This window comes from Aeromonas sp. S11(2024) (genome assembly GCF_041402345.1).
GTDB classification, from domain to species: domain Bacteria; phylum Pseudomonadota; class Gammaproteobacteria; order Enterobacterales; family Aeromonadaceae; genus Aeromonas; species Aeromonas veronii.
The window spans coordinates 56,943-83,210 of the sequence record NZ_JBGLRC010000017.1 but is presented as its reverse complement, the minus strand read 5'-3'; the positions used below and the strand labels follow the sequence as shown (position 1 = coordinate 83,210).

Here is a 26,268-nt window from a genome sequence, read left to right as displayed (position 1 = left end):
CGGAGCGGCCGCATCATGCGTTGAAATACAGAACCCCCGATGCGGTACATAGGGGGTTCTGAGTAGAGAAATGCTAGTTGAAAATGTGTAAACCTATTTCAGGACTAGACACAATTGTCTGTCGGCATATCCCCCCACCCAGCCATTCGGATCAGCACCTCATTTCGAAACAACGAGTACGCCAGCGAACGGCAGCTTGGAATAACGAAGGAGCGAAGGAGCGAAGGAGCGAAGGAGCGAAGGAGCGAGAAGAGTGTGACCGGTGATGTCAGGGGGATAGATGACTCACAGGTATAAAAAAAACCGACGCCAAGACGCCGGTTCTTCAAGGAGAGTACGACCCGATTACAGGGAGTCAGCATTCTCGGACAGGTACTTGGCAACGCCGTCCGGAGAGGCTTGCATACCTTTTTTGCCTTTTTCCCACTGAGCCGGGCACACTTCGCCGTGCTCTTCGTGGAATTGCAGGGCATCGACCATGCGCAGCATCTCGTCGATGTTGCGGCCCAGCGGCAGATCGTTGACAACCTGATGGCGAACGACACCGTTCTTGTCGATCAGGAAGGAACCACGGAACGCCACACCGGCTTCCGGATGCTCAACGTCATAGGCTTTGCAGATTTCGTGTTTCACGTCGGCGATCAGCGGGTACTTGACCTGACCGATACCGCCATCTTCCACTTTGGTGTTACGCCATGCATTGTGGGAGAACTGGGAATCGATGGAAACACCGATCACTTCCACGCCACGCTTCTGGAACTCTTCATAACGGTGATCGAAGGCAATCAGCTCGGACGGGCAGACGAAGGTGAAATCGAGCGGATAAAAGAAGACAACGGCAGCTTTGCCTTTGATGTGGGATGAAAGGTTGAATGAATCAACGATCTCGCCATTACCCAGAACAGCTGCGGCGGTAAAATCGGGTGCGGGACGGCCTACCAATACCATATTCAATTCCTCTTTATGTGAAGTGAACAATCCGGTGAGGATTGGGCTACCTAGAGCCAAGTCCATCTAATTCAAGCGACAAACTATAGACCCGGTGGTAGATTAGTTAAATCAAATTAAATAGATAGCATTAATCGGGTTTTTCTATGCAACGTTGGCCCAGCCTCAAACAGCTGCAATATCTGGTCGCTCTCGATGAGCACAAGAACTTCAACCGCGCCGCCAAGGCCTGTCATGTCAGCCAGTCGACCCTGAGTACCGGGATCCAGGCGCTGGAGGACATGATGAACCTGCAACTGGTGGAGCGGGACCACAAGAGCTTCATTATGACCCCGGTCGGCATGGAAATCGTCGAGCGCGCTCGCAATTTGCTCTCCGATGCGCGGGATCTGATGGAGCTCGGGCAACATCAGGGCGGCGTGATGCAGGGGACGGTACGTCTTGGCTGCATTCCCACCATCGCCCCCTTCCTGTTGAGCAAGCTGCTGAAAGAGTGCAGCAAAACCTATCCTGACCTCGAATTGTTGCTGCGTGAAGACACCACCAGCAATCTGCTCAAGCAGCTGGAACAGGGTCAGCTCGACTTGCTGATCCTCGCCCTGCCCATCGAGATCGGGGGATTTCACTGCAAGACCGTCGGCCAGGATCCGTTCCACATGGTGATGCCCGCCAGCATGGCAGCCGGTCTGCATACCCCGTTCGACTACAAGGAGCTGCCCAACCAGAGCATCTTCCTGCTAGAGCGGGAGCACTGCCTCACCGAGCACGCAGTGAGCGCCTGCCGCCTGCGGGACAAGAGCAAGATCAACCCGTTCGCCGCCACCAGCCTGCACACCCTGGTACAAATGGTGGAAGCGGGTCTTGGCACCACCTTCCTGCCGCAGATGGCCATCGATGCCGGCATTCTTGCCAACTCCGCTCTGGTGGCCATCCCGCTGCCGGGAGAGACCTCCTATCGCGAGATTGGGCTGGTCTGGCGCCCTAGCACCACTCGGGTACAGACCTTCTACAAACTGGCCGAGCTGCTTAAACCGCTGATCAGCCACAACGAGTGACAACAAACGCCAGCCCTCGGGTTGGCGTTTTTCAGTTCCCCGCCACATTTTTCCTCTCGGAGACTAGGTCTGGAGCCAGATCCCTGTTTATGATGGAAAAGTTGTCGCGTGCCCTCCTGCCGCCAGAACGATTTGGCAGGATATGGCGTTCGATAAATGTCTCGTTTGGTAGACCCGTCCGTGGAGAGAGCCCGATGTATCGCAAGCTGCTGCTATCCCTGCTGACTCTGCTGCTGGCCGCCTGTTCCAGCACGCCGGAGCCGCCTCCGGCCCCCCGGCAGAGCAGTGCCTTTGATGGCTTCTACCAACAATGGCGCGGTGTTCCCTACCGCATGGGCGGCGCCAGCCGCGCCGGGCTAGACTGCTCCGCCTTCACCCAGCTCGCCTACAGTCAGGTGCTGGGCTTCAACCTGCCAAGAACCACCGAATCTCAGGCCAGCATTGGCAAACCGGTGGATCGCTACCGGCTGCAACACGGGGATCTGGTCTTCTTCAAGACCGGCTGGCAGCAATACCATGTGGGGGTCTACACAGGTGCCGGCGAGTTTATTCACGCCTCCACCAGCAAGGGAGTGATCCGCTCCCGCCTCGACAACGTCTACTGGAACAGTCGCTACTGGCAGGCACGTCGGGTGACCCAGTAGCCGCTCAAACGCCTGCTTGCGGCACAAGTTGCGTGCCGATACTCTCCGTCAATCCCTGTCGCTATGTCGGGACACACAACCCACGCTTATAACTCAATTGGCCCCAAAGCCTGCATATCACACCATTTTGTGATAAGGTGGTGGCCAATTTTTAACACTTTCGCCTTTTTCTCATACGCTCTCTGTCCTGATTGACAACAAGCGAGGCGATAACAAGCAGCGCGCGGCGAAAGTGGAGTGTGGCGCAACACTGCCGGACGGGTGGCCCACAGCTGCAGTATCAAGGGTTAAATAGATAAGGAGATCGTGCAATGAAACAGTATCAAAGCTGGCTGGGGCAATACCTGATGAGTCGCCGTGACGGTGACCACGCCATGGCATGCGAGATGGCGAGTTCCATCTGCGAGTTCTGGCAGCAGCAGGGTGATGAAAACGAACTGGACAAGTGGCAGCAGATTTACCAGAACCATCTGGAAAAGACCACCTGACCCTGACTGCTCCCTTGCTGCCAGCCACGGTTGGCAGCAAGGCCACTCGCGACCAACCACCATCAGCCAACCCCTCTCCCCCAATTTTCCCGCTACGTTAAACCGCTACCTTCGTTCACTCGCGCTTTACCATCTTCATTTTGCTTTTGCGCACCGGCCTCTGTTCATTCCATCTCGGCAGCCATTTCCTGCGCCCAGTCGATAAAGGCCTGGATCTTGGGACACGCCCGATTGGGCAGGGTCGCCATGTAATAACGCTGCTCGCACTTGATCTCCAGCCCGGCAAAAGGGGCCACCAGCTCGTTGCGTGCCAGTCGCTTGCTCACCAGATTCTTGCGCCCCATGGCGATCCCGGCGTGATTCATGGCGGCGATGATGGCGAGATCCGAGCGATCAAAACCCATGCTCAGCTGGCATGCCTCGAGGCTGACCCCGGCGTGGCGAGCCCAACTGCTCCATTCATCGGTATCCGAGTCAAATCCCCATGCCTGCCGATCATGAAGCAGACGGCACAAGGACAAGTTGGCGGGATTGCCGACAAGCCCGTGCTGCTCGGCATATTCCGGGCTGCAGACCGGCAGCATGAACTCATCCATCAGCGGGTGGATGGCAAGCCGCTCCGGGCTCTTCTCATCGAAATAGAGGGTCAAATCGATGCCATAACCATGCAGGTTGATGTTCTCGTTGCCGGTGATGATATTGAGCTCGATCTGCGGATGCAGGCGGGAGAAATCCGCCAACCTGGGCACCAGCCAGCACTGGGCGATGGAGGGACGCGAATAGATGGTCAGGGTACCGGAGAGCTCCTGATTCTTGATCTCCAGGATCTCCTGATTGATGAACTCCAGCGAAGATTTGAGCGCCCAGAACACCCGCTGCCCATCTGCCGTCAATATCACCTTGCGGTGAAAACGCTCAAAGAGCTTGAACCCCAGCTCCTCTTCCAGCGCGCTGATCCGGTGACTCACGGCACTGGGACTCAGCGACAATTCATCAGCAGCCATGGCAAAGGAGCCGTGGCGGGCGGCCGCCTCGAAGGTGTGCAGCTTGGCCAGCTGGTAGCCACTCAGCAGCTTGTTGCGCGATATGTAATTATCCCCGTTATACATTCATCCCCCTCTTCGCAATGGCCACCGATGATACACCCACAGGCCTCCTTAAAGATGAAACCAAAAGACCCAAAGAGTTTGATTTCGATAAATTGTGACCAATGTAGCGCCTTTGCATCACCTCAGATCACCCAAGTAGTCGATTTCATCATTTGTCAGCCCCGCCCCATTTTCATTCAATAAGCGCATAAACAATCACACACAACAGATGTCGAGGCGCAGTATGAGTTCAGAGGTATGGGTCATCGCTACCTTGCTAAGTAGCATCGTTCTTATCGTGGTCACCATAGTGAAGGGCAAGGTGCATCCTTTCCTTGCCCTGCTGCTGGCAAGCTTCTATGTGGGCACCCTGATGGGGATGGAGCCCCTCAAGATGGTCAGCACCATGGAAGCGGGCATTGGCGGCACGCTAGGCTTTCTCGCCGCCATCATCGGTCTTGGCACCATACTTGGCAAGATGATGGAGGTGTCAGGGGCAGCAGAGCGCATCGGTCTCGCCCTGCAGAGATGCCGCTGGCTCTCGCCGGATGTCATCATGGTACTGGTGGGTCTGGTGTGCGGCATCACCCTGTTTGTCGAAGTCGGGGTAGTGCTGCTGATCCCGCTCGCCTTCTCCATCGCCCGCAAGACCAGAACCTCGCTGCTGACCCTGGCCATTCCGCTCTGCACCGCCCTGATGGCCGTGCACTGCATAGTGCCGCCGCACCCGGCAGCCCTCTACGTCACCAATCAGCTGGGGGCTGACATCGGCTCCGTCATCGTCTATGGCCTCGCGGTCGGGCTGTTTGCCTCGCTGGTGGGCGGCCCGCTGTTCCTCAAACTGCTGGGTAACCGGCTCCCGTTCAAGGAGGTGCCCGCAGCCTTTGCCGACATCAAAGCGCGCGATGAGGCCACTCTCCCGACCTTAAGCGCCTCGCTCTTTACCGTGCTGCTGCCCATCCTGCTGATGCTGGCCAAGACGGTCGCCGAGCTCAATATGGAGCACGCCAGCCACCTCTACACCCTGCTGGAGTTTATCGGCAACCCCATCACCGCCATGTTTATCGCCGCCTTCACCGCCTACTACGTGCTGGGGATCCGCCAGCAGATGAAGATGGAAGGGCTGCTCAACAAGACCGAGGAGTGCTTCTCCTCCATCGCCAATATCCTGCTCATTATCGGAGCGGGCGGCGCCTTCAACGGCGTGCTCAAGGCAAGCGGGCTGGGCGATAGTCTGGCCACTATCCTCTCCCAGCTGGATATGCACCCGATTCTGCTGGCCTGGCTGGTGGCCATCGTGCTGCACGCCGCCGTGGGCTCCGCCACCGTCGCCATGATGGGCGCCACCGCCATCGTCTCCCCCATCATGGTGCACTACCCGAACATCAGCCCGGAGATCATGACCCTGGCCATCGGCTCTGGCGCCATTGGCTGCACCATGGTGACCGACTCTCTGTTCTGGCTGGTCAAGCAGTATTGCGGCGCCACCCTGAACGAAACGCTCAAGTACTACACCACCGCCACCTTGGTCGCCTCCCTGATGGCGCTGGCCGGTACTTTCCTGCTCTCCTATATCGTGTAACAAGACCGAGAACACTATGAAAAACATCGACGTCCAACAACTCACAGCGCAATTTCCACTGGTGCAATCCCTGATCGCGCTTGAGCCAGTCACCTGGTTCAACCCCAACTCCACCACTCTGGCTGCCGGTCTGCCCTATGTGGGGCTCGATAGCAGCAATGTGGCAGACGCATCCGCCCGCTTGGCCCGCTTTGCCCCCTACATGTGCGAGGCCTTCCCCGAGACCCGCACCAGCAACGGCATTCTGGAGTCCGAGATCGCCGCTATTCCGGCGATGCAGGCTACGCTCCACCGGCGCTACGGGGTTGAGGTCACCGGTCGACTACTGCTGAAAAAAGACAGTCACCTGCCCATCTCAGGCTCCATCAAGGCCCGTGGCGGTATCTACGAGGTGCTGGCCCATGCCGAGCTGCTGGCCATCAAAGCCGGTCTGCTGCGAGAAGAGGATGACTACCGCAAGCTCTTTAGCGAGGAGTTCCGCCAGTTCTTCAGCCAGTACAGCATCGCGGTAGGCTCCACCGGCAACCTTGGCATGTCCATCGGCATCATGAGCGCCAAGCTGGGCTTTACCGTCACCGTCCACATGTCGGCCGACGCGCGGGAGTGGAAAAAACGCAAACTGCGTGAACATGGCGCCATCGTGGTCGAATATGCCGAAGATTACGGGGTTGCGGTGGAACAGGGGCGCAAAGAGGCCGAGCGCGATCCCAACTGCTTCTTTATCGATGACGAGAACTCCCGCACCCTGTTCCTCGGCTACTCGGTGGCGGGCGAGCGGGTGAAAAAGCAGTTCGACCAGATGGGCATCAAGGTGGATGCCGACCACCCGCTGTTCGTCTACCTGCCCTGCGGCGTAGGCGGCGGCCCGGGCGGGGTGGCCTTTGGTCTCAAGCTCGCGTTCGGAGACAACGTCCACTGCTTCTTCGCCGAGCCCACTCACTCCCCCTGCATGTTGCTGGGGGTCCACACAGGATTGCACGATGCCATTGCGGTGCAGGATCTGGGCATCGATAACCTCACCGCAGCCGATGGCCTCGCGGTAGGTCGCGCCTCCGGCTTCGTCGGCCGCGCCATGGAACGACTGCTCAATGGCTTCTACACCCTGAGCGATCAGGAGATGTATGACCTGCTGGGACTGCTGGCGCGCGATGAACAGATCACACTCGAACCTTCTGCTCTGGCGGGTATGGCCGGCCCGTGGCGGGTGGCAGCCAATCCCGAGTGGCTCACCGGGCGTGGTTGCGATGCCGCAACCATGGCACAGGCCACCCATCTGGTGTGGGCCACCGGCGGTGGCATGGTGCCCGCAGAAGAGATGGCAAAGTACCTGGCCAGCGCCAAGATCTAGGCTGTTTTGCCACATTTATCTGCAAATCAACCCGCCATCACGGCGGGTTTTCTGTTTTGGGAACAAGGGGATGGGGCTGTTCTGTCACAGTCCATGGCGACAATTTCCCCAAGTTGGTCAGTTTGTGCTAAAATGGCGCTCATTTTTTGACATCTCACGTCACGTTCGCCGCCAGATTGCCCATCGGGCTCTCTGCCCGGGTCGTGACTTTACACCATCATGCCTGATGATGTTCCCCCCAGGATGAGCCGACAGGCTCCCATCAAGGTGGGTACCCTCAAGGGCACATGAGATAAGGAGATCGGGTAATGAAACAATATCAAAGCTGGCTGGGAGATTATCTGATGAGCCGACGTGACGGAGATCACGCGATGGCTTCGGAACTTGCCAACACCATCTGCGCCTTCTGGAAGGCCCAGGGTGATGAAGCAGAGACCAGCAAATGGCAGCAACGCTATCAGCAACACGTAGAGCAGGCGCAATAAGCCCCTTCACTCTTTCGCGATAAAAAAACCGGCGCACATAGCGCCGGTTTTGCGTTTCTGGCAAGCAGCAGATTACATCTGGTCGATCATGTCCTGAGCAAACTGGGAGCAGGAGCGCAGGGTGGCCCCTTCCATCAGACGCTCGAAGTCATAGGTGACGGTCTTGTTGCGGATCGCCGCTTCCATCCCCTTGATGATGAGATCGGCCGCTTCAACCCAGCCCATGTGGCGCAGCATCATCTCGGCGGAGAGGATGAGGGAACCCGGGTTAACCTTGTCCTGACCGGCATATTTCGGTGCAGTACCGTGGGTCGCTTCGAACAGGGCCACGCCGTCACCGATGTTGGCACCCGGCGCGATGCCGATACCGCCTACCTGAGCGGCCAGCGCGTCGGAGATGTAGTCGCCGTTGAGGTTCATACAGGCGATGACATCATACTCGGCCGGACGCAGCAGGATCTGCTGCAGGAAGGCGTCGGCGATGACATCCTTGATGACGATGGTCTTGCCGGTTTTCGGGTTCTTGAAGGAGCACCAGGGGCCGCCGTCAATCAGCTGGGCACCGTACTCGTTCTGAGCCAGAGCATAACCCCAATCCTTGAAGGCACCTTCGGTGAACTTCATGATGTTGCCCTTGTGCACCAGAGTCACGGAGTCGCGATCGTTGTCGATGGCATACTCGATGGCGGCACGCACCAGACGCTCGGTACCGGCCTTGGACATCGGCTTGATGCCGATCCCGCAGGACTCGGGGAAGCGAATTTTCTTCACGCCCATCTCGTTTTGCAGGAAGGCGATCACCTTGTTCGCTTCGGCACTGTCGGCCTTCCACTCGATGCCGGCGTAGATGTCTTCGGCGTTTTCGCGGAAGATCACCATGTCGGTCAGATCAGGACGTTTCACCGGGCTCGGGGTGCCGTCGTAGTAACGCACCGGGCGCAGGCAGATGTAGAGATCCAGCTCCTGACGCAGGGCCACGTTGAGGGAGCGGATACCGCCACCGACCGGAGTAGTCAGCGGGCCCTTGATGGCCACGCAGTATTCGCGAATGAAATCCAAGGTTTCGGCCGGCAGCCAGGCACCTTCGCCATAGACATGAGTCGATTTCTCGCCGGTATAGATCTCCATCCAGGCGATCTTGCGCTCGCCCTTGTAGGCTTTCTCGACCGCAGCATTCACCACATTCAACATGGCAGGGGTTACGTCAACACCGATGCCATCCCCTTCAATAAACGGAATGATCGGATGGTTGGGAACCTGCAGCTTGCCGTTGGCATCGACTGTGATTTTCTGACCCTGGGTCGGGATTACTACTTTGCTTTCCATCGGCATCTCCTAACTTCCGTTTGTTATCAACTTGTTTGTTGCGCGCGGCCATCTTAGCCCATTCATTTTCATAATAAAACGACAAGAAAGCATGTCAGACCAAAGAGGTAGCCACCCGCCAGTGCGCCGTCACCACGCCTTCCCGACACAGCCCCGTTATCCCTCCAGCTCGCTGGCCGCCGCCTGCGGCTGACTCAGGGAGCGGTACTGGGAAGGGGTCAAGCCGGTCTTCTGTTTGAACACCCGGCAGAAGTAGTTCACGTCACTGTAACCGCAGCGACTGGCCACCTCTTCAAGACGAAAGCGGTACTTTTTCAGCATGAATTTGGCCCGATCGATCCGCACCCAGCTGATGTAATCGGCAAGGCGCATATGACCCTGCTCGCGAAACAAGTGGGAGAGATGGCTGGCCGAGACGTTGAAGCGGTGGGCAATGGAGTCACGGGTGATGGGACGGTGAAAGTTCTCCTGGATATAGATGCAAATCCCGTGAAAGAGCTCTGCCCCCCGTGGCCGATCCGTGGCGGACTCCAGCAACAGCTGACGGGCACTCGCCAGCAGAGCCTGCAGCAGGTGATCATCGGTGGGGGAGCGACCGGGATCCTCGGTCAGTACGTTCAGCGCCGCCAAAATGTGTTCGATCACATGGCCCGCCCGCGCCATGATGCTGTGCTTTTGCACATCGAAAAAGTCCGGATCTTCACGGCGTTTGCTCACCAGGCTGAACCCCAGCTGGCGTTTGCCAAACAGCAGGCTCAGCACCGAGCAGTCGGTGGTCCAGAGCGGCTTGTTCCAGCCGTTAGGGGGAATATAGAGCGCCTGCCCTGGTAACACGCTGATCTCTCTGACCCCCTCCTCCCTGTCCCAGATCTGGTTGAGATACTCGCCGCTAAAGACCAGCTCGAGGCGAGGAAAGTTGACCTGATAGCTGAAACTGGGTGGCACCCCCTGTTCACTGGCAAACCAGATTTGGTCAAATGGAACCTGTTCGCTCAGGGCTCCGTCGAGCAGTTGGCTGAAGATGAGAGACATGGTGATCCTGATCAAGAGAGAGGCAAGCGGTTGCGGCGCGCACGACCGCCCATGTTATAGTCCGGTCCACAGCAGTAATGCCACCCTTTTCTGCACCCGATTTTCTTCAAACTAGACGAGGCGTCCCTTATGAGCAGTAGCGATCTGCCCTCCTTTCTGTTGATGCAAAACCCGATTCAAGGCTATGACTGGGGCAGTCATGACTCCCTCACCACCCTGTTTGGCATTCCCAACCCGCAAGGCAAACCCCAAGCCGAGCTCTGGATGGGGGCTCACCCCAACGGCTGCTCCGAGGTGACGCTGGCGGGCAGTGTGCAAAAGCTCTCTAAGGTGATCGACAGGGCTCCGGCCGCCGCGCTGGGTGAGGCCACCTTCGCCCGTTTTGGCAGCCTGCCGTTCCTGTTCAAGGTGTTGTGTGCCGAGAAGGCTCTCTCCATTCAAGTGCACCCGAGCAAGGCTCAGGCTGAAGCGGGCTTTGCCAAAGAGGAGGCCGCAGGCATCGATATCAAGGCGAGCAATCGCAACTACAAGGACCCGAACCATAAGCCGGAGCTGGTCTTTGCCCTCACCCCCTATCAGGCGATGAACGGCTTTCGCGCCATTCCCGCCATTCTGGCACTGTTCGAGCGGGTCAATCTGGCGGCCATCGCCGATCTGACCGCAGCCCTTGCCGCCAGCCAGAATGAAGCCGGCCTGCAGCACTTCTTCCACCAGCTGCTGGTACTGGAAGGGGCGCGCAAGGAGGAGGCGTTGGAAGGGCTGCTGACCTATGCCGCCGCCCATCAGGATGAGGAGACGTTTGCCCTCATCACCAGTCTGGCGGCCCAGTACCCGGGAGATGTGGGCCTCTTCTCGCCGCTGCTGTTGAACGTGGTGACCCTCAAACCCGGTCAGGCGATGTTCCTCGATGCCTGTACCCCGCACGCCTATGTGCGCGGCACCGGCCTCGAGATCATGGCCAACTCGGACAACGTGCTGCGCGCCGGCCTCACCCCCAAATACATCGATGTGGCAGAGCTTTTGGATTGCACCCGCTGCTTGCCCAAGCCGGATGACCAGATCCTGCTGGCCCCCCGCTGTGATGGCGCGGTACGGCACTTCGACGTGCCGGTACCTGACTTCACTTTCAGTGTCTACCCGGCTGGCGAGCATCAGCTCACCACTGCCAGCGCCGAGATCCTGTTTGCCATCGATGACACAGTGACCCTCAAGCAAGGCGAACAGTCACTGCGTCTGGAAAAGGGGCAATCTGCCTTTATTCCTGCAGCGACTGGCAGTTATCAACTGTTGGCCGAAGGGCGAGTCGCCCGCACCGGCAACCGCTGCTAATCAGCATAAGAGCCGACTCTCGTTGGAGGGGGAATATGCCTCCCCCTCCCAACAGAGCAATATGGCCTACCAGTCAAGTCCGTCTGTATCTCTACTGCTCTCTTATGCCTATCTTCCTTCAGGCATCTCGCTCTGAAGTCCATCCCTGACTGCATCCTGCCCACAACCAGCTCCACAGGTTTGTCGCCCAAGCTTGGCGCACCCCTGATGCAGATGACTTGGTTTGCTGAAACGAAGAAAATTCCAGCCAGCACAAGCAACGGCGACACTCTGAGTATCCGGCTAAAATGGAGGAAATAAAAATAACAACTCTACCCTCTACTATTTTCACCCCCTGATGAAAACTAAAACAGCACATAGATGCATCACCATTAAACCTTTCCCAGGCCATCATCATTAGGTCTGTAAACATTTAGCAGCCGTAGTCATACAGAACCATTAATAATGCAAACGAAAGTAATCTCTTTTGAATTTTCGAGATGCGGCCCTATTTTTTAGTCGTTCTATAATTTAATTCCAAGCAGACCATTCGATCTTTGTCGAAAACAACAACTTAAGAAAAAACCATAAAATTATGATATATAACACTTTTCTTTTACGCCACACCTTCTGCTGACGTAATCCGTAAAAAGCCAGGCCGCATGAACTGACAATTAAATCAATTTAAAGGCAGGATAATGAGAGATTTGATATTTATTTTTTGATATGCCAGCCAAACCTCATTGCAGTAAAGAAATAGACCTTAAATACCCTCTGTGATTAAGATCTCTTTTATTTGATTTATTTTTAAGGTATCACATCTATTCGCCGCTATAAATTTCACACAAAGATCCCCTGACAAAAATAGATAAAAGAGGATATATGCTGACAAAAATGACAATTGGGCAAAGCTGACCATGGCGTTTACCACTCTCGCTTTGTTGATGCTGGGTTTTGCCTGGTTTGCCACTTTACAACTCTCCAATATTTACCGTGACGCCAGTGAGGTCAGCGATAATATCGTTCCCTCCATCCGGGCATCCAGCCAGATGCATGTGTCCTTGCTGGACGCGCGCCGTGCCGAACTGAACATGGTGATAGATGCACTGGGCAAGGATCCCGACTCCCTCAACAGCAGCACACAGTCTTTCGAAGCGGCAAAGAGTCAGTACATGGCCGCCGAGCAACGGTATGGATCGATGCCTTTTGTGTCGGAGCGAGATCGCAACATGTTTGCAGAGCTGAAAACTGCAGCAGCCAAATATTTTTCAGCTCATGGTGACTTGGAAACAGCCATACGGCAGGGAGATATTGCCAAGGTGCAGTCGCTGATCAAAAACGAATCTCGTGCAGCCCTCGAGCAGGCAGGACAGGATGGTCTGGAGCTGCGCAAGGAGAACGATCGGGTCGCCAACCTGCTGACCAAGCAGAGTGAAGCTTCCTATGAACGGGCAAAACTGCTGAGCACTACAGTCGGTGCGCTAACCTTGCTGTTCGTCGTTATTGTGGCCTGGCTGCTGATCCGGCAGATCCGCAATCCAGTGATGACCCTGCTGGAGCAGACACGCCAGGTAGCGGCAGGCAACCTCACCAGCCAACTCGACATGAAGCAATTCTCCCATGACGAGCTGGGTAAGCTGGCTCAGGGGTTCAACGAGATGCAATCCAATCTGCGCATGCTGGTCAACGAGGTCTCCGGCTCGGTAGTGCAGTTGGGCGCGGCCGCCGAAGAGATCAGCGCGGTGGCACAGCAATCGGCCAACAACATGGGCGCCCAGCAGCATGAGCTCAATCAGCTGGCCACAGCCATGAACGAGATGCAAGCCACGGTACAGGAGGTGGCCCGCAACACCAACGACGCCGCCAGCGCAGCAACGTCGGCCAGCGACACAGCCGCACAAGGCAGCGAGACCGTCAATGACTCAATCGGCAGGATTGAAAAGGTGGCTACCGCCATCGAAGAGACAGCTCTGGTGATCCGCCAGCTGGGTGATGACAGCCGAAATATCGGCATGGTGCTTGAAGTCATCCAGGGGATTGCCGAGCAAACCAACCTGCTGGCACTGAATGCGGCAATCGAGGCAGCCCGAGCCGGTGAACAAGGTCGTGGTTTCGCCGTGGTAGCAGATGAAGTCCGCACTCTGGCCAAACGAACTCAAGACTCCACTTCCCAGATCAACCACATCATCTCCGAACTGCAGCAGCGCGCTAACGAAGCGGGCATCACCATGCAACAGAGTCAGGATATGATGTCCGAGACGGTCCACACTGCTCGCGAAGCGGGAGCCTCTATTGCCGAAATAAGCAGCTCGGTTAACAGTATCTCCCACATGAATATTCAGATTGCCACCGCAACTGAAGAGCAGGGGGCGGTAAGCGAGGAGCTCAATCGCAATGTAGTCAACATCAGCAATGCCTCGGAAGAAGTGGCGACCGGCGCCAAACAAATGGCTCAGGCTTGCAACGACCTCAACCTGTTGGCAACACAACTGCAGGAGGTTGTACGCAAGTTTCGGACATAACGCCCGATTGCCCCCCTCATTAATCAGCTCAATAAGGCTGAAGCACTAAACAGCCCGCCATCCATAAAAATGGCGGGCTTTGTCAAATAAGGGCTCATGCAAAACCCAAGGACGCCGATGATGAACATAACAAGTGATCAGTAGATGGATTAACTCACATCAAGAGCTGCTCTCCCTCTTTCTGATTGTTCTCTCAACGCGTTTTGCCAGCACCTTCACATTTTCCGCCCTCAAAACAGCACACAAATCTCCATACCTCCGAAGGCGAGACCTTTTCGTCGCACTCATGTAAGTAGCAAAACAAATTCACAATTCATTGTTTTTATTTAAAAAAATAAAAGTATCGGTATGAATTGGCTTTCATGATGATATGCGAGCTGGGTCACATGGCGACTTGCACAGCACAAAAATCCAGTAAACGGCACATTTGTCCGATTTCGGCACCGCGCCAACGGGAGAACAATATCCAGGTCAATTGTTCCCCCCATCATGCGGCTCGGCAACGGAGCCAGGAGAGTAATATGTTACCCACCATGACCAACGGCAGACTCATCTGCCTGGAGTTGAAGGCCACCAGCAAGGAGGCCCTGTTCGACGAGATGGCACAGATGCTGGCGCGCGATGGCGCCGTGTCTGATCAACAGCAATTCGTCAAGGATATCTGGGCCCGCGAGCAGCTGGACTGCACCGGCTTCGAGCAGGGTGTCGCCCTGCCCCACGCCAAGAGCAAGGCGGTCAGCCGCCCGGCCATTGCCATCGGTGTCAGCCGCCAAGGTATCGAGTACGGCGCCGAAGATGGCAAACCGACCCAGCTGATCTTCATGATTGCCTCCCCGGATGGCGGCGCCAACCACCACATCGAAGTGCTGGCCGAGCTCTCCACCCGTCTGCTGGAGCCGGGTTTTATCGAGCAGATGAAAGCGGCCACCACTGTCGAGCAAGCGCTGACCCTGCTCAAACAAGGCCCGAAAGCGGAAAAACCGGCGCCAGCCGCCAAACCAGCTGCCACTGCTCCGGTTGAGCCCACCGATCGCACCTTCAAGGATCGCCTCAACACCATGAAGCAGCACCTGCTGTTTGGTACCTCCCACATGATCCCCTTCATCGTGGCGGGCGGTGTGCTGCTCTCCCTGTCGGTGATGATGAGCGGCAAGGGCGCCGTGCCGGAAGCGGGCTTCCTCAAAGACATGGCCACCATGGGTATCGCCGGTCTGACTCTGTTTACTGCCGTACTGGGTGGCTACATCGCCTACTCGCTGGCTGACAAGCCGGGCCTGGCCCCGGGCATGATCGGCTCCTGGATTGCCGTTCAGCACTATCAAACCGGTTTCCTTGGCGCCATTCTGGTGGGCTTTATCGCCGGTTTCGTGGTCAATCAGCTCAAACGGATCAAGCTGCCTGACTCAATGACCTCCCTTGGTTCCATCTTCATCTATCCGCTGATCGGTACCTTCCTGGTGTGTGGCATCGTGATGTGGGGGATCGGTGCCCCGATCGCCGCCATGATGGAAGGGATGAACCACTGGCTCTCCAGCATGGCGGGCTCAGGTAAAGTGATGCTGGGTGCCATTCTGGGTGGTATGACCGCCTTCGATATGGGCGGCCCGGTCAACAAGGTTGCTACCCTGTTTGCCCAGACTCAGGTCAACACCCAGCCCTGGCTGATGGGCGGCGTCGGCATCGCCATCTGTGTGCCGCCGCTCGGTATGGCACTGGCGACCTTCATGTCTCCGAAGCGTTACAAGAAAGAGGAGCGTGAATCCGGTAAAGCGGCCGCTATCATGGGCATGATCGGTATCAGTGAAGGTGCTATCCCGTTCGCCGCTGCTGACCCCATGCGTGTTATCCCGGCAATCGTTGCAGGCGGCATCGTCGGCAACATCACCGGCTTCATGATGCACAGCATCAACCACGCCCCCTGGGGTGGCTGGATTGTGCTGCCGGTGGTGGAAGGCAAGATGGGTTACATTCTCGGCACCATCCTCGGCGCCCTGACCACAGCCATCATCGTCAACATTCTGAAAAAACCGGTGAGTGAAGAGGAAGAGGTCACCACCACAGATAGCGACTATCAGGTGATTGAAGCGGAAGGGGAAGCGGACGTACTGGCCATCACTGCCTGCCCGTCTGGCGTGGCCCACACCTTCCTCGCCGCCAAGAGCCTGCAGAAGGCTGCCGCCAAGCAGGGGATCAAGATCAAGGTCGAGACCCAGGGCGCCAACGGCATCATCAACCGCATCACCGCCAAGGATGTCGCCAACGCCCGCTGCGTTATCTTCGCCCACGACGTAGCTATCAAGAACCGCGAGCGCTTCACCAATATCGAAGTCATCGATGTGAAGACCAAGGAGGCGATTCACAATCCGGAAGCACTGCTGGCCCGCACGCTGGGCAACAAGGCAAACGCCGCCTGATAGCAGTCAGACAGCTCATCACAAGGGGCCCATCGCGGGCCCCTTTTCGTTGCCTGCCGAGCAACCGCATATCATCCCACCGACCAAGCCACTGATTTAAAACATATTAACCAGTCACATCACAGATCTTGGCGAGCCGTCACAGAACGGTGACGTGTAAAAAAACAGCAATTGAAGCGCTGGTCAGATCTCATGTCAAATGGCTCCGCCTACTAAACTGGAGCATCACAAAAATGATAAAAATCAATAAATTGGTTCTGGCTGTTACCCTCACCCTCACCCTCACTGCCACCCCCTTGCTGGCCGCCCACTGGGAATGCGGCCAGCACGTGCGCTTTGGCCTCCCCTCCGAATCGGATCAAAAGCTCTGCCGTGAAGGGTATGCGGTCGGCTACAACTACGACTACAAGGTGGCGGACTGGGTCTCCTACCGGATGACCGCCCAAAGCGCACAGGGCACAGTGCCCCGCAAGGATGCCTTCGCCGAGGACAGGGAGATCCCGGTTGCCTACCGCGCCACCCTCTCCGACTACAAGGGCTCGGGCTATGACCGTGGCCATCAGGCCCCGGCGGGGGACATGAAATCGAACAAGAACACCATGAAAGAGAGCTTCCTGCTGAGCAACATGACACCGCAGATCGGGGTGCTCAACCAGAAGGCGTGGCGCGTGCTGGAGGACAAGGTGAACAAGTGGGCGGTCTCCCGCAAGGATGTGCAGGTGATCACCGGCCCCATCTTTACCGGCTCTGAAGAGTCCATCGGTCAGGGTGTGGCGATCCCGAGCGCCTACTACAAGATCGTGATGGACCCGGCCAGACTGCAGGCCATCGCCTTTATCATGCCGCAGGAAGAGGTGCCCATCAGCCAGATCGCCGACTACCGGGTCTCGGTGCGCGAGGTGGAGGAGCAGACCCAACTCAACTTCTTCAGCGATATGCCCGAAGAGCAGCAAGAGACCCTGGAAGCCCGCGTCGCCCCGATGTGGAACTGACTCGAACAACTCATCCGCAGATAGATTGAGACGCCATCAGTCTTGCATCGCAACAGAGGCAGGGGGAGTTAAACTCCCCCTGCCCTTTTCAGATGGCTGCTGACCCGTTGCGGCCACTTTTGCGGCCACTGGTGTGGCATAACCTGACGACCCACCTCGACTCACAGTTTGCCGCACCGTTAACTGGTATATTGCCTCTCTTTGGCACTAACAGACTGAATTGACGCACATTTGCCTTATCCCATCGGCCCACACGCCGTCGCACTACGGCGCGATTCAGCCCGACAGAGGACCTTTTGATGAAACAGACCCTTCTTGCCCTCACCCTCGGCGGCTTGCTGGCGCTCTCCCCCCTCGCCCTGCAAGCGGCCGAGAGCTCGATGCAGATGGAGCACGACCTCAATACCCTGGTCAGCAAACGCCAGGCGGTGGACATGCTGCTCGGCGAAGCGCTGCAGATCTACAAGTCGCCAGCCAAAATCTCCCACGCCGGTTTTACCGCCAAGATGCCGAGCAATATGGAGCTGGTGACCGAGCGGCTGCTGGCCGCCTACCAGCTTGAACCCTACCGCACCGACCTGCTCATCTCGGCAGCCAACGCCCAGATCTACAACGGCAACCTGAGCCGCGCCATCACCTTGCTGGAGCAGGCGCAGGCCGTCGCCCCCGATGATCTCGACATCAACAGCTATCTCGCCATCTGGCAGCTGGTGAAGGGTAACAAGGAGGCTTCCCGCAGCTATCTGGCGAAAGTGGCGGATCGCAACAGTGGCCGCGCCGCCGATCTGGAGGAGATCATCGCCCGGGTGCAGCGGATCAACGCCGCCCCGCTGCAGACCGAACTAACCGAGGATCAGGTCAAAGCCAGCAGGGAGGGCAAACGCGCCATCGTCACCCTGGGCTACGCCCTCAATCCCGACGGCAGCATGGACAAGATCCTGCTGGGCCGTCTGCAAACCACCCTTGAGCTGGCCAAAGCCGACCCGGAGGCGCTAATCATCCTGACCGGCGGCGTGCCCCAGAACCGCCAGACCGAGGGCAAGCTGATGGCTGACTGGCTGGCCAACCACGGCATCGACCGCAGCCGCCTGATTGAAGAGAACTACGCCACCAGCACGGTGGATAACGCCCTCTACAGCGCCTATGCCCTCGCCCGCCACCAGATTGACCATGCGGTGCTGGTAAGCTCCGCCAGCCATGTACGTCGCGGCCAGACGGTGCTGGAAATCGCCTGCGACCAGATTGGCCCGGCCAACATCAAGGTGGCGAGCGTCAGCTACCCTGACAAGCCCCTCGAGGAGCTGGCTACCCCGAGCGAGAGCGAGCTGCTCGGCATCTACCGCGACGCCCTGCGCACCTACGGTATGTGGAGCTACCGCTCCGCCCCGCTGATTGAGCGTTGATCGGCCATCAACACGAAAAAGAGAGGGAGGCGTGATGCCTCCCTCTCTTTTTATTGACCGATGGTTGGCCAAGCCGCGCCCGTTAGCTGACGATAAAGCCCTGCGAGGGGGCCGCTTTGGGATCATCACCGAAGCGGTTCGGCCCCTGCTGACCGTTGCAAACCATAAAGTAGATAAGCACCAGGGTGCCGATAATTGGGATAAGCCCGAGCAGCAGCCACCAAGCGCTGCGGTCGGTATCGTGCAGGCGACGGGCCGCCACCGCCAGCGAGGGCAGCAGCACCGCCAGCGAATAGATGGAGCTGATCAACTCATTGTCACCGCCAATCAGCTTGTCCACCATGCCGAGCAACAGCATGACGATGACGTTGCACAGCACGAACATCCAGTATTCGGTGCGACGGGCCCGCCCGCTGAATACCGCATATTGCTTGAGGACCGAGATATACCAGTTCATTGCGCCTCCTGAGTGGCCTTTATGCCTATGAATAAAAAAGAGAGTCGATAAAACAAGTAGTTAAGAGCTTAGCGCGATCATCCCCCCGAGTCGACAATGATGCCCGAACGTCTCCCAAACTAATCAGCTGCGGCAATCATTGACCGACCGAGCCGGAAGATAATTTGCCCTGCAACAGGGAAAATCCCCCCCATCAGCGCATCACTCTCGTCACAAGCAGGAAAATGGTGCTTAATAATCCATTAGCAATCGTATGGACTCAGCGTGAGGATAGCGGTAGATTCGGCGCCCAATCCTGAACAGGATCTGTGTCTCCCTCCCATAATGAATCCACTTATTCATTACTTCTCCTAACACAGGGATAGCCATGAGTATTACACGCAGAGATTTTCTCAACGGCGTTGCCATCACCATTGCGGCAGGCGTCGCTCCCATCAATCTGCTCAAGGCTGCCGAAGGCGGCAGCACGCTGGCGGATAAAACCCTGGCCTACCCGCCCGCCCTCACCGGCCTGCGCGGTAACCACCCGGGCTCTTTCGAACCGGCCCACAGCATCGCCCGTGATGGCAAGCAGTATGATTTTGCCAATATTCCCCTAGAGGGAGAGTACGACCTGGTGATCGTCGGCGCCGGGATCAGCGGTCTGGCCGCCGCCTGCTTCTACCAGCAACTGCTCGGCGCGGATAAGAAGATCCTGCTGCTCGACAACCACGACGACTTTGGCGGCCACGCCAAGCGCAACGAGTTCACCACCCCCGATGGCCTGCGCCTGGGTTACGGCGGCAGTGAATCCCTGCAATCACCGCGTTCGGTCTACAGCCCGGTGGCGCTCGGTCTGCTCAAGGCGCTGGAGGTCAACATCGACGAGCTGGCCGCCGGTTTCCAGCAGACCTTCTATCCGGATCTGGGGCTGAGCCGTGGCGTCTATTTCGACGAGAAGCACTTTGGCGTCAACAAGATAGTGAACGGGGATCCGGGCCACAACGTAGCGGATGACATTCCGCGCGATCGCCTGAACGGCCGGCCGCTGGCAGAATTTATCGGTGACTTCCCGCTGGATGATGCCGACAAGGCCGCCCTGTTGGCCCTGCACGAATCAAAGATCGACTACCTGAGCGGCATGACCCGCGAGCAGCAGGATGAGTGGGTGACCCGCAACAGCTACACCACCTTCCTGCGCGATAAAGTGGGCCTGAGCGAGCGGGCGATCACTTACTTCCAGCAGCGCACCAACGACTTCCAAGCGGTCGGCATCGACGCCACCGCCTGCGCCGATGCGCGCCTCTGCGCCTTGCCGGGGTTCGACGGCCTCAATCTGACGCCGCTTGATGCCGAGGAGCAGGCGGAGCTGGACGACCCCTACATCTTCCACTTCCCCGATGGCAACGCCGGTCTCACCCGCCTGATGGTGCGCAAGCTCATTCCGTAAGTGGCGCCGGGTCACACCATGCAGGATGTGGTGCTGGCCAAGTTTGACTACAGCAAGCTCGACCTGCCTGAGCACAAGGTGCAACTGCGCCTTGGCAGCACGGCGTTGCAGGCCAAAAACGTGCGCCTCGCCGACGGCAAGCTGGCGGTGGATGTCACCTACATCAAGGAGGGGAAACTGCACCGGGTGCGGGCCAAGCAGTCGATCATGGCGGGCTACAACATGATGATCCCCTACATGGTGCCCGAGATGCCGGAGCCCCAGAAGGAGGCGCTGCGCCAGAATGCCAAGGCACCGCTGGTCTACACCAAGGTGGTGATCAAGAACTGGCAAGCCTTCGTCAAGCTCGGGGTGCACGAGGTCTACTCCCCGGCAGCCCCTTACAGCCGGGTCAAGCTCGACTATCCGGTCAGCATGGGTGGCTATGAGCATCCCAAGAGCCCGGATCAGCCGATGTGCCTGCACATGGTCTATGTGCCGACCCTGCCGGGCAGCGGCCTGTCGGCCCGCGAACAGTCCCGCAAGGGGCGCGCCATGATCCTCGGCATGCCGTTCGAGCAGCATGAACAGATGATCCGCGAACAGCTGCAGGGGATGCTGGGCAGCGCCGGTTTCAACCATGAGCAGGATATCCTCGCCATCACGGTCAACCGCTGGTCCCACGGCTACTCCTATGTCACCAACACCCTGTTTGATGACGAGGAGCAGTGCGAGAAATGGATCGAGCTGGGGCGCAAGCCGGTCGGCAACATCACTATCGCCAACTCGGATTCGGGCTGGAGTCCCTACGCCCACGCCGCCATCGACGAGGCATGGCGCGCCGTCAACGAGCTGGTCGCCATGACCAAGGGAGGTGCCCAATGAGCCGCGCCCTGTCACTGACAGCCAGCGCCCTGCTGCTGGCACTGCCCGCCCTTGCCGCCCACGCAGCCCCCGCCATGTCTGCGGGGGAATACGTGGCCAAGCTCGGCGATTGCGCCGCCTGTCACACCAGCGAAACCAGCAAGCCGCTGGCGGGCGGCAAAGGGTTCCCGACCCCCATCGGCACCGTATTTGCCACCAACATCACCCCGGACAAGACCCACGGTATCGGCAACTACAGCCTGCCGGAGTTCATCAAGGTGATGCGCGAAGGGGTGGCCCGCGATGGGCATCGCCTCTATCCGGCCATGCCCTACACCGCCTACGCCAAGATGAGCGATAAGGATCTCGAAGATCTCTATCACTACCTGATGAAGGAGGTACAGCCGCTGGCCATCGCCAACAAGGAGAGCGACATCCCCTGGCCGCTCAACATGCGCTGGCCGCTGATGGGCTGGAACTGGATCTACCACGATGACAGCCGCTTCACCCCGGTGGCGGGCAAGAGCGAAGAGTGGAACCGCGGCGCCTATCTGGTGCAAGGCGCCGGTCACTGCGGCAGCTGCCACACCCCGCGCGGGCTCGGCATGCAGGAGAAAGCGCTGACCGAGGCGGATCCTGTCTACCTGAGCGGTGCGGCGCTGGATGGCTGGTATGCCCCCGACATTCGTGGCAGCCGTTACAGCAAGCAGGCGCTGATCGATCTGCTGAAAACCGGCCGCAGCCAGCATGAAGCGGTCGCAGGCCCCATGGGGGAAGTGATCACTCACAGCAGCCAGTATTTCAGCGACGCCGATCTGGCCAGCATCGCCACCTATCTGACCGATCTGAAAGATGAACCGGTGGCGGAGAAAGGGGCCCGCGCCTACGCCAGTGCCAGCGGCAAGGCGGACTACGCCATGTACTGCTCCACCTGTCACGGGGTCAACGGCCGGGGCAATGACCACGTCATCCCCTCGCTGGTGAACAACCGCACCGTGCTGGCGAGCGATCCGTCGAGCCTGATCAATGTGCTGCTGCACGGCGCCGAAACACCGGTCACCCACGGCCATCTGGGTTACCACATGCCGGGTTATGGCTGGACCATGGATGACGAGCGGCTCGCCGAGCTGGTCAACACCCTGCGCGCCTCCTGGGGCAATGAAGGCACCGCCGTCAAGGCGGCGGCGGTCAAGGCCCAGCGCGAGCTGCACGGCAAGGAGTAAGGGCGGTCAGCTCTCTCTTGACCAAGTGTCATAAGAAAACGGGCCTCCACTGGAGGCCCGTTTGCTATTGATGAACCAGGTTCCGGTACTTATCCCTTGCGGGATTTTGGCCCCGGCAGTGGCGCCGTTGGCTGGCGGTAATCGCCATAGGGGAAGATATTGCGAAACCGCTGGGCCACCGGCTCGGGGATGGATCGGGAGAAAATCAGCTTGACGCCATCGCCATCGCGCTGCCCCACAATGCGACCGCGCACCGTGTCGTGGCGCAGGATCTGTTTAGCATGCTCAATAAAGGCGGGTGACACCTTGCCCTGCTTGACCACCACCTTGCCGGGGGCAAGGCGGATTTCGAACAGGGCACCACGCCCCAGCTTCATCAACCACCAGATCAGGGCTATCGCCACTATCAAGGAAATCCAGGCCATCTTCATCCCTCCCAAGCTCTTGATATAAGGCAGTATAAGCGGCCGTGCGCTCCGATTGTTTGGCGCCGATCACAGCCCCCGCGTCAGCGCAATAGCGCCTCTTAGCTCAGCAATCCTTGCCCCAGCCCACCAGCGTCTCGCGATAGAGCGCCAGCAAGGCTTTATCGCGCACCGCCACCCCGACCTGCTGCGGGCGATAGGCTGCCCAGTCATCGTGGGAGTGGCGCTTGCCATCGAACTTTTGCAGGGTGTGGCCGATGGCCGGACCGCTGGTGATCACCCGTACCGGCCCTTCCCGCAGGGTAAAGAGGGTCGGGTCAATGACATAGGCGATGGCGGACGGGTCGTGGACATGGCAACCGGAGAGCCCCAGCTTCTCGGAGTAGAAGCGCAGATAGAAGCGGCTGACATCCCACAGGAAGCGGCCCGGCTCCCCCGCCTCGTCGCGCAGCGCATCGAGATAGTCGCCGCTGAAGAAGCTCTGCTGGGTCACGTCCAGCCCGATGATCACCACAGGCCAATCGGCGGTAAAGACCCGGTCGGCGGCATCGGGATCATCGTGAATATTGGCCTCGGCATAGGGGGTCACGTTGCCACGATGGCCGTTGACGCCAAAGGCGCCGCCCATCACTACCACCTGTTTCACCAGCGAGACAATCTCGGGCGCCTGCTGTAGCGCCAGCGCCAGATTGGTCAGCGGGCCGATAGTGACGAGGGTGATCTCCCCCGGCGCGGCTTTCACCGCCTCGACAATATATTGCCAAGCGGGGCGGGGATCCGGAGCAATAGTCACCTCCCCCGCCTCCATGTCGCCAAAGCCGCTCGGGCCGTGGACTATGGTGGTGGGGCCGACCGGCTCGCGCAGCAGCGGGGCTGCAGCGCCTTTGGCCACATCCGCCTTCATGCCGTACTTCTGCTTGAGCCAGAGGGCGTTGCGGGTGCCATTGTCGATGGTGGCGTTACCAAAAACTGTGGTGATGGCGAGCAGCTCGATGGCGGGGTGGGCCTCGGCAAACAGGATAGCCATGGCATCGTCGATACCCGGATCGGTATCCAGAATGATTTTATGGGTCATGAGAAATTCCTACGGTGACAAACCCTGCGACAAAAGGGGGAGTCTACCCGGCTGACGCTCCCATATCCCGGCATGGGATCACAGAGCGGGCCTTTGCTCCCGGCAGCGGGGGCGCTGCTGGCGACAATCTTCACAAAAAACGGCGCGGCCCTGTTGCCGGCGCCGCGCCCTTTATCGTTGTTCGTTATCTGCTATCTGGCAGTGATCTGCCTGACCGGATCCTCAGTGTTTACGGTGCCAGCGTGGTGAGGTGGATTTCTCTCCCCAGGGGGTCACACAGGGGAGCAGCGCCCCTTCAATCACCATCTCGCTACCCGCCAGCGCCTCGGCGATCTTCTGGTGCAACACCCGCAGTACTTTGCCCTCGTGCTCGGCCAGAGAGTGGCCCGCGGCAAAGAATTCCGGCTGATATTGCAGTGCCAGCTTCTGGGCGAATTCGTAGGTGTTGAAGCAATCCGGCATCCGCTCAACCACATCTTCAAGCCGGGCCAACAAGCTGTTCAGTTCCCTGGTCATAGTGCTCTCTCCGTGTAGGTTAATAGCCAAAAACTACCCCTTATTGGATAAGTCACCAACGAGCAAACCACAAAAGTGTGGGGAGACACACAGTTCTCTCTTGCGTCTGGCTCATGGTGAGCGGCAAACAGCTTGCCAGCTTTACATTCCGGTAACAAACAGCTAGATTTAGACCGACTAATCAGTCGGTCATTTTTCATGCGGAGAACAACATGGGTGCGGCGCAGCTTCAACACACTCCTGAGGATATCCTCGCCATCAAATTGTCCCTGCCGGATCAGCTGGCGCGGCTCAAGCGGGCGAGTCTGGCTCACCCCATGCCAACCTTGGCCGAGCGCCGGGCGCAGCTGACCAAACTCAAGCAGGCGTTGCTCGCCCACAAGGGGCAGCTGTGCAAGGCGCTGGGGGCAGATTATGGCCAGCGCAGCCACTACGACAGCCTGATCGCCGATGTGCTGCCCTGCATCATGCAGATCAACTACACCCAGAAGCGGCTCAAGCGCTGGATGCAGCCCCACCGCCGTCACACCGGCCTGCTGCTGGCCCCCGCCAAAGTAGAGGTGCACTTCCAGCCACTCGGGGTGGTCGGCATTATCGTGCCGTGGAACTTTCCGGTAATGCTGAGCCTTGGCCCCCTCATCACCGCCATCGCGGCGGGCAACCGGGCGATGTTGAAACTCTCCGAGTTCACCCCTCATACCAATGCCGTGCTGCGCACCATGCTCACCAGCGTGTTTGACGAAAACGAGATCGCCATCATCGAGGGAGATGCCCAGATGGCGGCGGCGTTCAGCTCACTGCCGTTCGATCACCTGCTCTTTACCGGCTCCACCATGGTGGGCAAGCTGGTGATGGCCGCCGCCGCGCCCCAGCTCACCCCCCTCACCCTTGAGCTGGGTGGCAAGAGCCCTTGTCTCATCGCCCCCGACATGCCGGTCGCCACCGCGGTCGAGCGGATGATCTTCGGCAAGAGCCTCAACGCCGGGCAGATCTGCGTCGCCCCCGACTATGTGCTGCTGCCCCGCAGCGAGGTGGATAACTTTATCGCCGCCTATCGCCGCCACTTCAGCAAGCTCTACCCGCAGGGGCTCAATAGTGCTGACTACGGCGCCATCATCAACGACCGCCAGTATCAACGTCTCGTCAGCTGGCTGGATGAAGCCGAGCAGGCGGGTGCCCAGCTCCACCCCTGTGGCAGTCCGGCCCGCGATGATCAGCGTCGCCTGCTGGTGCCCCACCTGCTGACCGGGGTGCCGGGTCAGTGTCAGGTGATGCAGCAGGAGATCTTCGGGCCGCTGCTGCCGCTCATCCCCTACGACACCCTGGAGGAGGCGCTCGCCTATGTGGCTGAGCGGCCCCGCCCGCTGGCCCTCTATCTGATGAGCTTCGACCCCGAGTTGCAGGCACGGGTGACCCGGGAGACCCACTCCGGCGGCATGGCGATCAACGAGAGCCTGTTTCAGGTGGCTGCCGACGATGTGCCGTTTGGCGGCATCGGCGCCTCCGGCATGGGCCACTACCACGGCCACGAAGGGTTTCTTACCTTCTCCAAGGCGAAAACCGTGCTGACCCGCGGCAAGTTCACCACCGGCTCCCTGATCCATCCGCCCTACCACAGCTGGATCCAGAAGCTGATGATGGCCTTCTTCCTGCGCTGATGGAGAT

The 26,268-nt window shown here is 58.6% G+C and carries 20 protein-coding genes and 2 pseudogenes; 14 read left to right on the top strand and 8 right to left on the bottom strand.

Annotation, left to right across the window (positions count from 1 at the left end):
- Window positions 1–345: 345 nt before the first annotated feature.
- Window positions 346–948: a peroxiredoxin C gene (locus tag ACB040_RS14375; protein WP_005337701.1), complete on the bottom strand. Its 603-nt coding sequence runs from the start codon at window positions 946–948 to the stop codon at window positions 346–348.
- Window positions 949–1,094: 146 nt separating this feature from the next.
- Here ACB040_RS14375 and ACB040_RS14370 point away from each other — a divergent pair, with 146 nt between their 5' ends.
- The 3 genes from ACB040_RS14370 (at window position 1,095) to ACB040_RS14360 (ending at window position 3,135) form a co-directional block, all read left to right on the top strand.
- Complete coding sequence (locus tag ACB040_RS14370) at window positions 1,095–2,003, top strand: hydrogen peroxide-inducible genes activator (protein ID WP_371155341.1); 909 nt, start codon at window positions 1,095–1,097, stop codon at window positions 2,001–2,003.
- 194 nt (window positions 2,004–2,197) lie between these two features.
- Window positions 2,198–2,647: a C40 family peptidase gene (locus ACB040_RS14365; RefSeq protein ID WP_005337703.1), complete on the top strand. Its 450-nt coding sequence runs from the start codon at window positions 2,198–2,200 to the stop codon at window positions 2,645–2,647.
- A gap of 311 nt (window positions 2,648–2,958) precedes the next feature.
- Window positions 2,959–3,135 (top strand): hypothetical protein, encoded by a 177-nt coding sequence (locus ACB040_RS14360; protein ID WP_005337704.1) that lies wholly within the window; start codon window positions 2,959–2,961, stop codon window positions 3,133–3,135.
- Between the two features lie 164 nt (window positions 3,136–3,299).
- Here ACB040_RS14360 and dsdC read toward each other — a convergent pair whose 3' ends face one another.
- Entirely contained in the window at window positions 3,300–4,244 is a 945-nt protein-coding gene (gene dsdC, locus ACB040_RS14355) for a DNA-binding transcriptional regulator DsdC (protein WP_371155338.1), read from the bottom strand.
- Between the two features lie 223 nt (window positions 4,245–4,467).
- Here dsdC and dsdX point away from each other — a divergent pair, with 223 nt between their 5' ends.
- The 3 genes from dsdX to ACB040_RS14340 all read left to right on the top strand — a co-directional run bounded on the left by dsdX (window position 4,468) and on the right by ACB040_RS14340 (window position 7,638).
- Window positions 4,468–5,805 carry a D-serine transporter DsdX gene (dsdX, locus tag ACB040_RS14350; RefSeq protein ID WP_371155336.1) on the top strand — a complete coding sequence of 446 codons (1,338 nt, stop codon included), beginning with the start codon at window positions 4,468–4,470 and terminating at the stop codon, window positions 5,803–5,805.
- 16 nt (window positions 5,806–5,821) lie between these two features.
- Entirely contained in the window at window positions 5,822–7,153 is a 1,332-nt protein-coding gene (locus ACB040_RS14345; protein WP_371155334.1) for a D-serine ammonia-lyase, read from the top strand.
- Between the two features lie 308 nt (window positions 7,154–7,461).
- Window positions 7,462–7,638, top strand: coding sequence for a hypothetical protein (locus tag ACB040_RS14340; RefSeq protein ID WP_005337712.1), 177 nt, complete (start codon window positions 7,462–7,464; stop codon window positions 7,636–7,638).
- Between the two features lie 72 nt (window positions 7,639–7,710).
- Here ACB040_RS14340 and icd read toward each other — a convergent pair whose 3' ends face one another.
- Both icd and ACB040_RS14330 read right to left on the bottom strand, forming a co-directional pair.
- The gene (icd, locus tag ACB040_RS14335; protein ID WP_005347179.1) at window positions 7,711–8,964 is read right to left on the bottom strand and encodes an NADP-dependent isocitrate dehydrogenase; all 1,254 of its coding nucleotides are present in this window, start codon (window positions 8,962–8,964) and stop codon (window positions 7,711–7,713) included.
- A 156-nt stretch (window positions 8,965–9,120) separates the two neighbouring features.
- The gene (locus tag ACB040_RS14330; RefSeq protein ID WP_005361632.1) at window positions 9,121–9,996 is read right to left on the bottom strand and encodes an AraC family transcriptional regulator; all 876 of its coding nucleotides are present in this window, start codon (window positions 9,994–9,996) and stop codon (window positions 9,121–9,123) included.
- Between the two features lie 129 nt (window positions 9,997–10,125).
- Between ACB040_RS14330 and manA the strand changes: the two genes are divergently transcribed.
- The 5 genes and pseudogenes from manA to ACB040_RS14305 all read left to right on the top strand — a co-directional run bounded on the left by manA (window position 10,126) and on the right by ACB040_RS14305 (window position 18,635).
- Window positions 10,126–11,325, top strand: coding sequence for a mannose-6-phosphate isomerase, class I (gene manA / locus ACB040_RS14325; RefSeq protein WP_371155331.1), 1,200 nt, complete (start codon window positions 10,126–10,128; stop codon window positions 11,323–11,325).
- A gap of 861 nt (window positions 11,326–12,186) precedes the next feature.
- Window positions 12,187–13,826: pseudogene (locus tag ACB040_RS14320) on the top strand (methyl-accepting chemotaxis protein).
- A 521-nt stretch (window positions 13,827–14,347) separates the two neighbouring features.
- Window positions 14,348–16,240: a PTS fructose transporter subunit EIIC gene (locus ACB040_RS14315; RefSeq protein WP_371155329.1), complete on the top strand. Its 1,893-nt coding sequence runs from the start codon at window positions 14,348–14,350 to the stop codon at window positions 16,238–16,240.
- Between the two features lie 233 nt (window positions 16,241–16,473).
- On the top strand, window positions 16,474–17,232 hold the full coding sequence (locus ACB040_RS14310) for a DNA/RNA non-specific endonuclease (RefSeq protein WP_371155327.1): 759 nt from the start codon (window positions 16,474–16,476) through the stop codon (window positions 17,230–17,232).
- Window positions 17,233–17,531: 299 nt separating this feature from the next.
- Window positions 17,532–18,635 (top strand): ElyC/SanA/YdcF family protein, encoded by a 1,104-nt coding sequence (locus ACB040_RS14305; RefSeq protein WP_371155325.1) that lies wholly within the window; start codon window positions 17,532–17,534, stop codon window positions 18,633–18,635.
- Window positions 18,636–18,717: 82 nt separating this feature from the next.
- Here ACB040_RS14305 and ACB040_RS14300 read toward each other — a convergent pair whose 3' ends face one another.
- Window positions 18,718–19,092 carry a DUF805 domain-containing protein gene (locus ACB040_RS14300; RefSeq protein ID WP_005337730.1) on the bottom strand — a complete coding sequence of 125 codons (375 nt, stop codon included), beginning with the start codon at window positions 19,090–19,092 and terminating at the stop codon, window positions 18,718–18,720.
- Between the two features lie 367 nt (window positions 19,093–19,459).
- Here ACB040_RS14300 and ACB040_RS14295 point away from each other — a divergent pair.
- Together ACB040_RS14295 and ACB040_RS14290 are read left to right on the top strand one after the other, a co-directional pair.
- A pseudogene (locus ACB040_RS14295) lies at window positions 19,460–21,385 on the top strand (NAD(P)-binding protein).
- Complete coding sequence (locus tag ACB040_RS14290; protein WP_216961877.1) at window positions 21,382–22,587, top strand: cytochrome c; 1,206 nt, start codon at window positions 21,382–21,384, stop codon at window positions 22,585–22,587. The pseudogene ACB040_RS14295 and the gene ACB040_RS14290 overlap by 4 nt, the downstream one beginning before the upstream one ends.
- Before the next feature lie 89 nt (window positions 22,588–22,676).
- On the opposite strand, the gene ACB040_RS14285 is transcribed toward ACB040_RS14290, so the two are convergent.
- From ACB040_RS14285 to ACB040_RS14275, 3 genes are all read right to left on the bottom strand, one after another.
- Window positions 22,677–23,012, bottom strand: a complete 336-nt coding sequence (locus ACB040_RS14285; RefSeq protein ID WP_005353195.1) for a DUF3634 family protein — start codon at window positions 23,010–23,012, stop codon at window positions 22,677–22,679.
- Window positions 23,013–23,118: 106 nt separating this feature from the next.
- Window positions 23,119–24,087: a nucleoside hydrolase gene (locus tag ACB040_RS14280; RefSeq protein WP_216961874.1), complete on the bottom strand. Its 969-nt coding sequence runs from the start codon at window positions 24,085–24,087 to the stop codon at window positions 23,119–23,121.
- A 222-nt stretch (window positions 24,088–24,309) separates the two neighbouring features.
- Window positions 24,310–24,603: a hypothetical protein gene (locus tag ACB040_RS14275; protein WP_005337735.1), complete on the bottom strand. Its 294-nt coding sequence runs from the start codon at window positions 24,601–24,603 to the stop codon at window positions 24,310–24,312.
- A 212-nt stretch (window positions 24,604–24,815) separates the two neighbouring features.
- Here ACB040_RS14275 and ACB040_RS14270 point away from each other — a divergent pair, with 212 nt between their 5' ends.
- Complete coding sequence (locus ACB040_RS14270; RefSeq protein ID WP_371155322.1) at window positions 24,816–26,261, top strand: coniferyl aldehyde dehydrogenase; 1,446 nt, start codon at window positions 24,816–24,818, stop codon at window positions 26,259–26,261.
- Window positions 26,262–26,268 lie beyond the last annotated feature (7 nt).

Excerpts from the sequence above, each read along its gene's own strand:
- ACB040_RS14375 (WP_005337701.1), bottom strand. The coding sequence starts at position 948 with ATGGTATTGGTAGGCCGTCCCGCACCCGATTTTACCGCCGCAGCTGTT.
- ACB040_RS14370 (WP_371155341.1), top strand. The coding sequence starts at position 1,095 with ATGCAACGTTGGCCCAGCCTCAAACAGCTGCAATATCTGGTCGCTCTC.
- ACB040_RS14365 (WP_005337703.1), top strand. The coding sequence starts at position 2,198 with ATGTATCGCAAGCTGCTGCTATCCCTGCTGACTCTGCTGCTGGCCGCC.
- ACB040_RS14360 (WP_005337704.1), top strand. The coding sequence starts at position 2,959 with ATGAAACAGTATCAAAGCTGGCTGGGGCAATACCTGATGAGTCGCCGT.
- dsdC (WP_371155338.1), bottom strand. The coding sequence starts at position 4,244 with ATGTATAACGGGGATAATTACATATCGCGCAACAAGCTGCTGAGTGGC.
- dsdX (WP_371155336.1), top strand. The coding sequence starts at position 4,468 with ATGAGTTCAGAGGTATGGGTCATCGCTACCTTGCTAAGTAGCATCGTT.
- ACB040_RS14345 (WP_371155334.1), top strand. The coding sequence starts at position 5,822 with ATGAAAAACATCGACGTCCAACAACTCACAGCGCAATTTCCACTGGTG.
- ACB040_RS14340 (WP_005337712.1), top strand. The coding sequence starts at position 7,462 with ATGAAACAATATCAAAGCTGGCTGGGAGATTATCTGATGAGCCGACGT.
- icd (WP_005347179.1), bottom strand. The coding sequence starts at position 8,964 with ATGGAAAGCAAAGTAGTAATCCCGACCCAGGGTCAGAAAATCACAGTC.
- ACB040_RS14330 (WP_005361632.1), bottom strand. The coding sequence starts at position 9,996 with ATGTCTCTCATCTTCAGCCAACTGCTCGACGGAGCCCTGAGCGAACAG.
- manA (WP_371155331.1), top strand. The coding sequence starts at position 10,126 with ATGAGCAGTAGCGATCTGCCCTCCTTTCTGTTGATGCAAAACCCGATT.
- ACB040_RS14315 (WP_371155329.1), top strand. The coding sequence starts at position 14,348 with ATGTTACCCACCATGACCAACGGCAGACTCATCTGCCTGGAGTTGAAG.
- ACB040_RS14310 (WP_371155327.1), top strand. The coding sequence starts at position 16,474 with ATGATAAAAATCAATAAATTGGTTCTGGCTGTTACCCTCACCCTCACC.
- ACB040_RS14305 (WP_371155325.1), top strand. The coding sequence starts at position 17,532 with ATGAAACAGACCCTTCTTGCCCTCACCCTCGGCGGCTTGCTGGCGCTC.
- ACB040_RS14300 (WP_005337730.1), bottom strand. The coding sequence starts at position 19,092 with ATGAACTGGTATATCTCGGTCCTCAAGCAATATGCGGTATTCAGCGGG.
- ACB040_RS14290 (WP_216961877.1), top strand. The coding sequence starts at position 21,382 with ATGAGCCGCGCCCTGTCACTGACAGCCAGCGCCCTGCTGCTGGCACTG.
- ACB040_RS14285 (WP_005353195.1), bottom strand. The coding sequence starts at position 23,012 with ATGGCCTGGATTTCCTTGATAGTGGCGATAGCCCTGATCTGGTGGTTG.
- ACB040_RS14280 (WP_216961874.1), bottom strand. The coding sequence starts at position 24,087 with ATGACCCATAAAATCATTCTGGATACCGATCCGGGTATCGACGATGCC.
- ACB040_RS14275 (WP_005337735.1), bottom strand. The coding sequence starts at position 24,603 with ATGACCAGGGAACTGAACAGCTTGTTGGCCCGGCTTGAAGATGTGGTT.
- ACB040_RS14270 (WP_371155322.1), top strand. The coding sequence starts at position 24,816 with ATGGGTGCGGCGCAGCTTCAACACACTCCTGAGGATATCCTCGCCATC.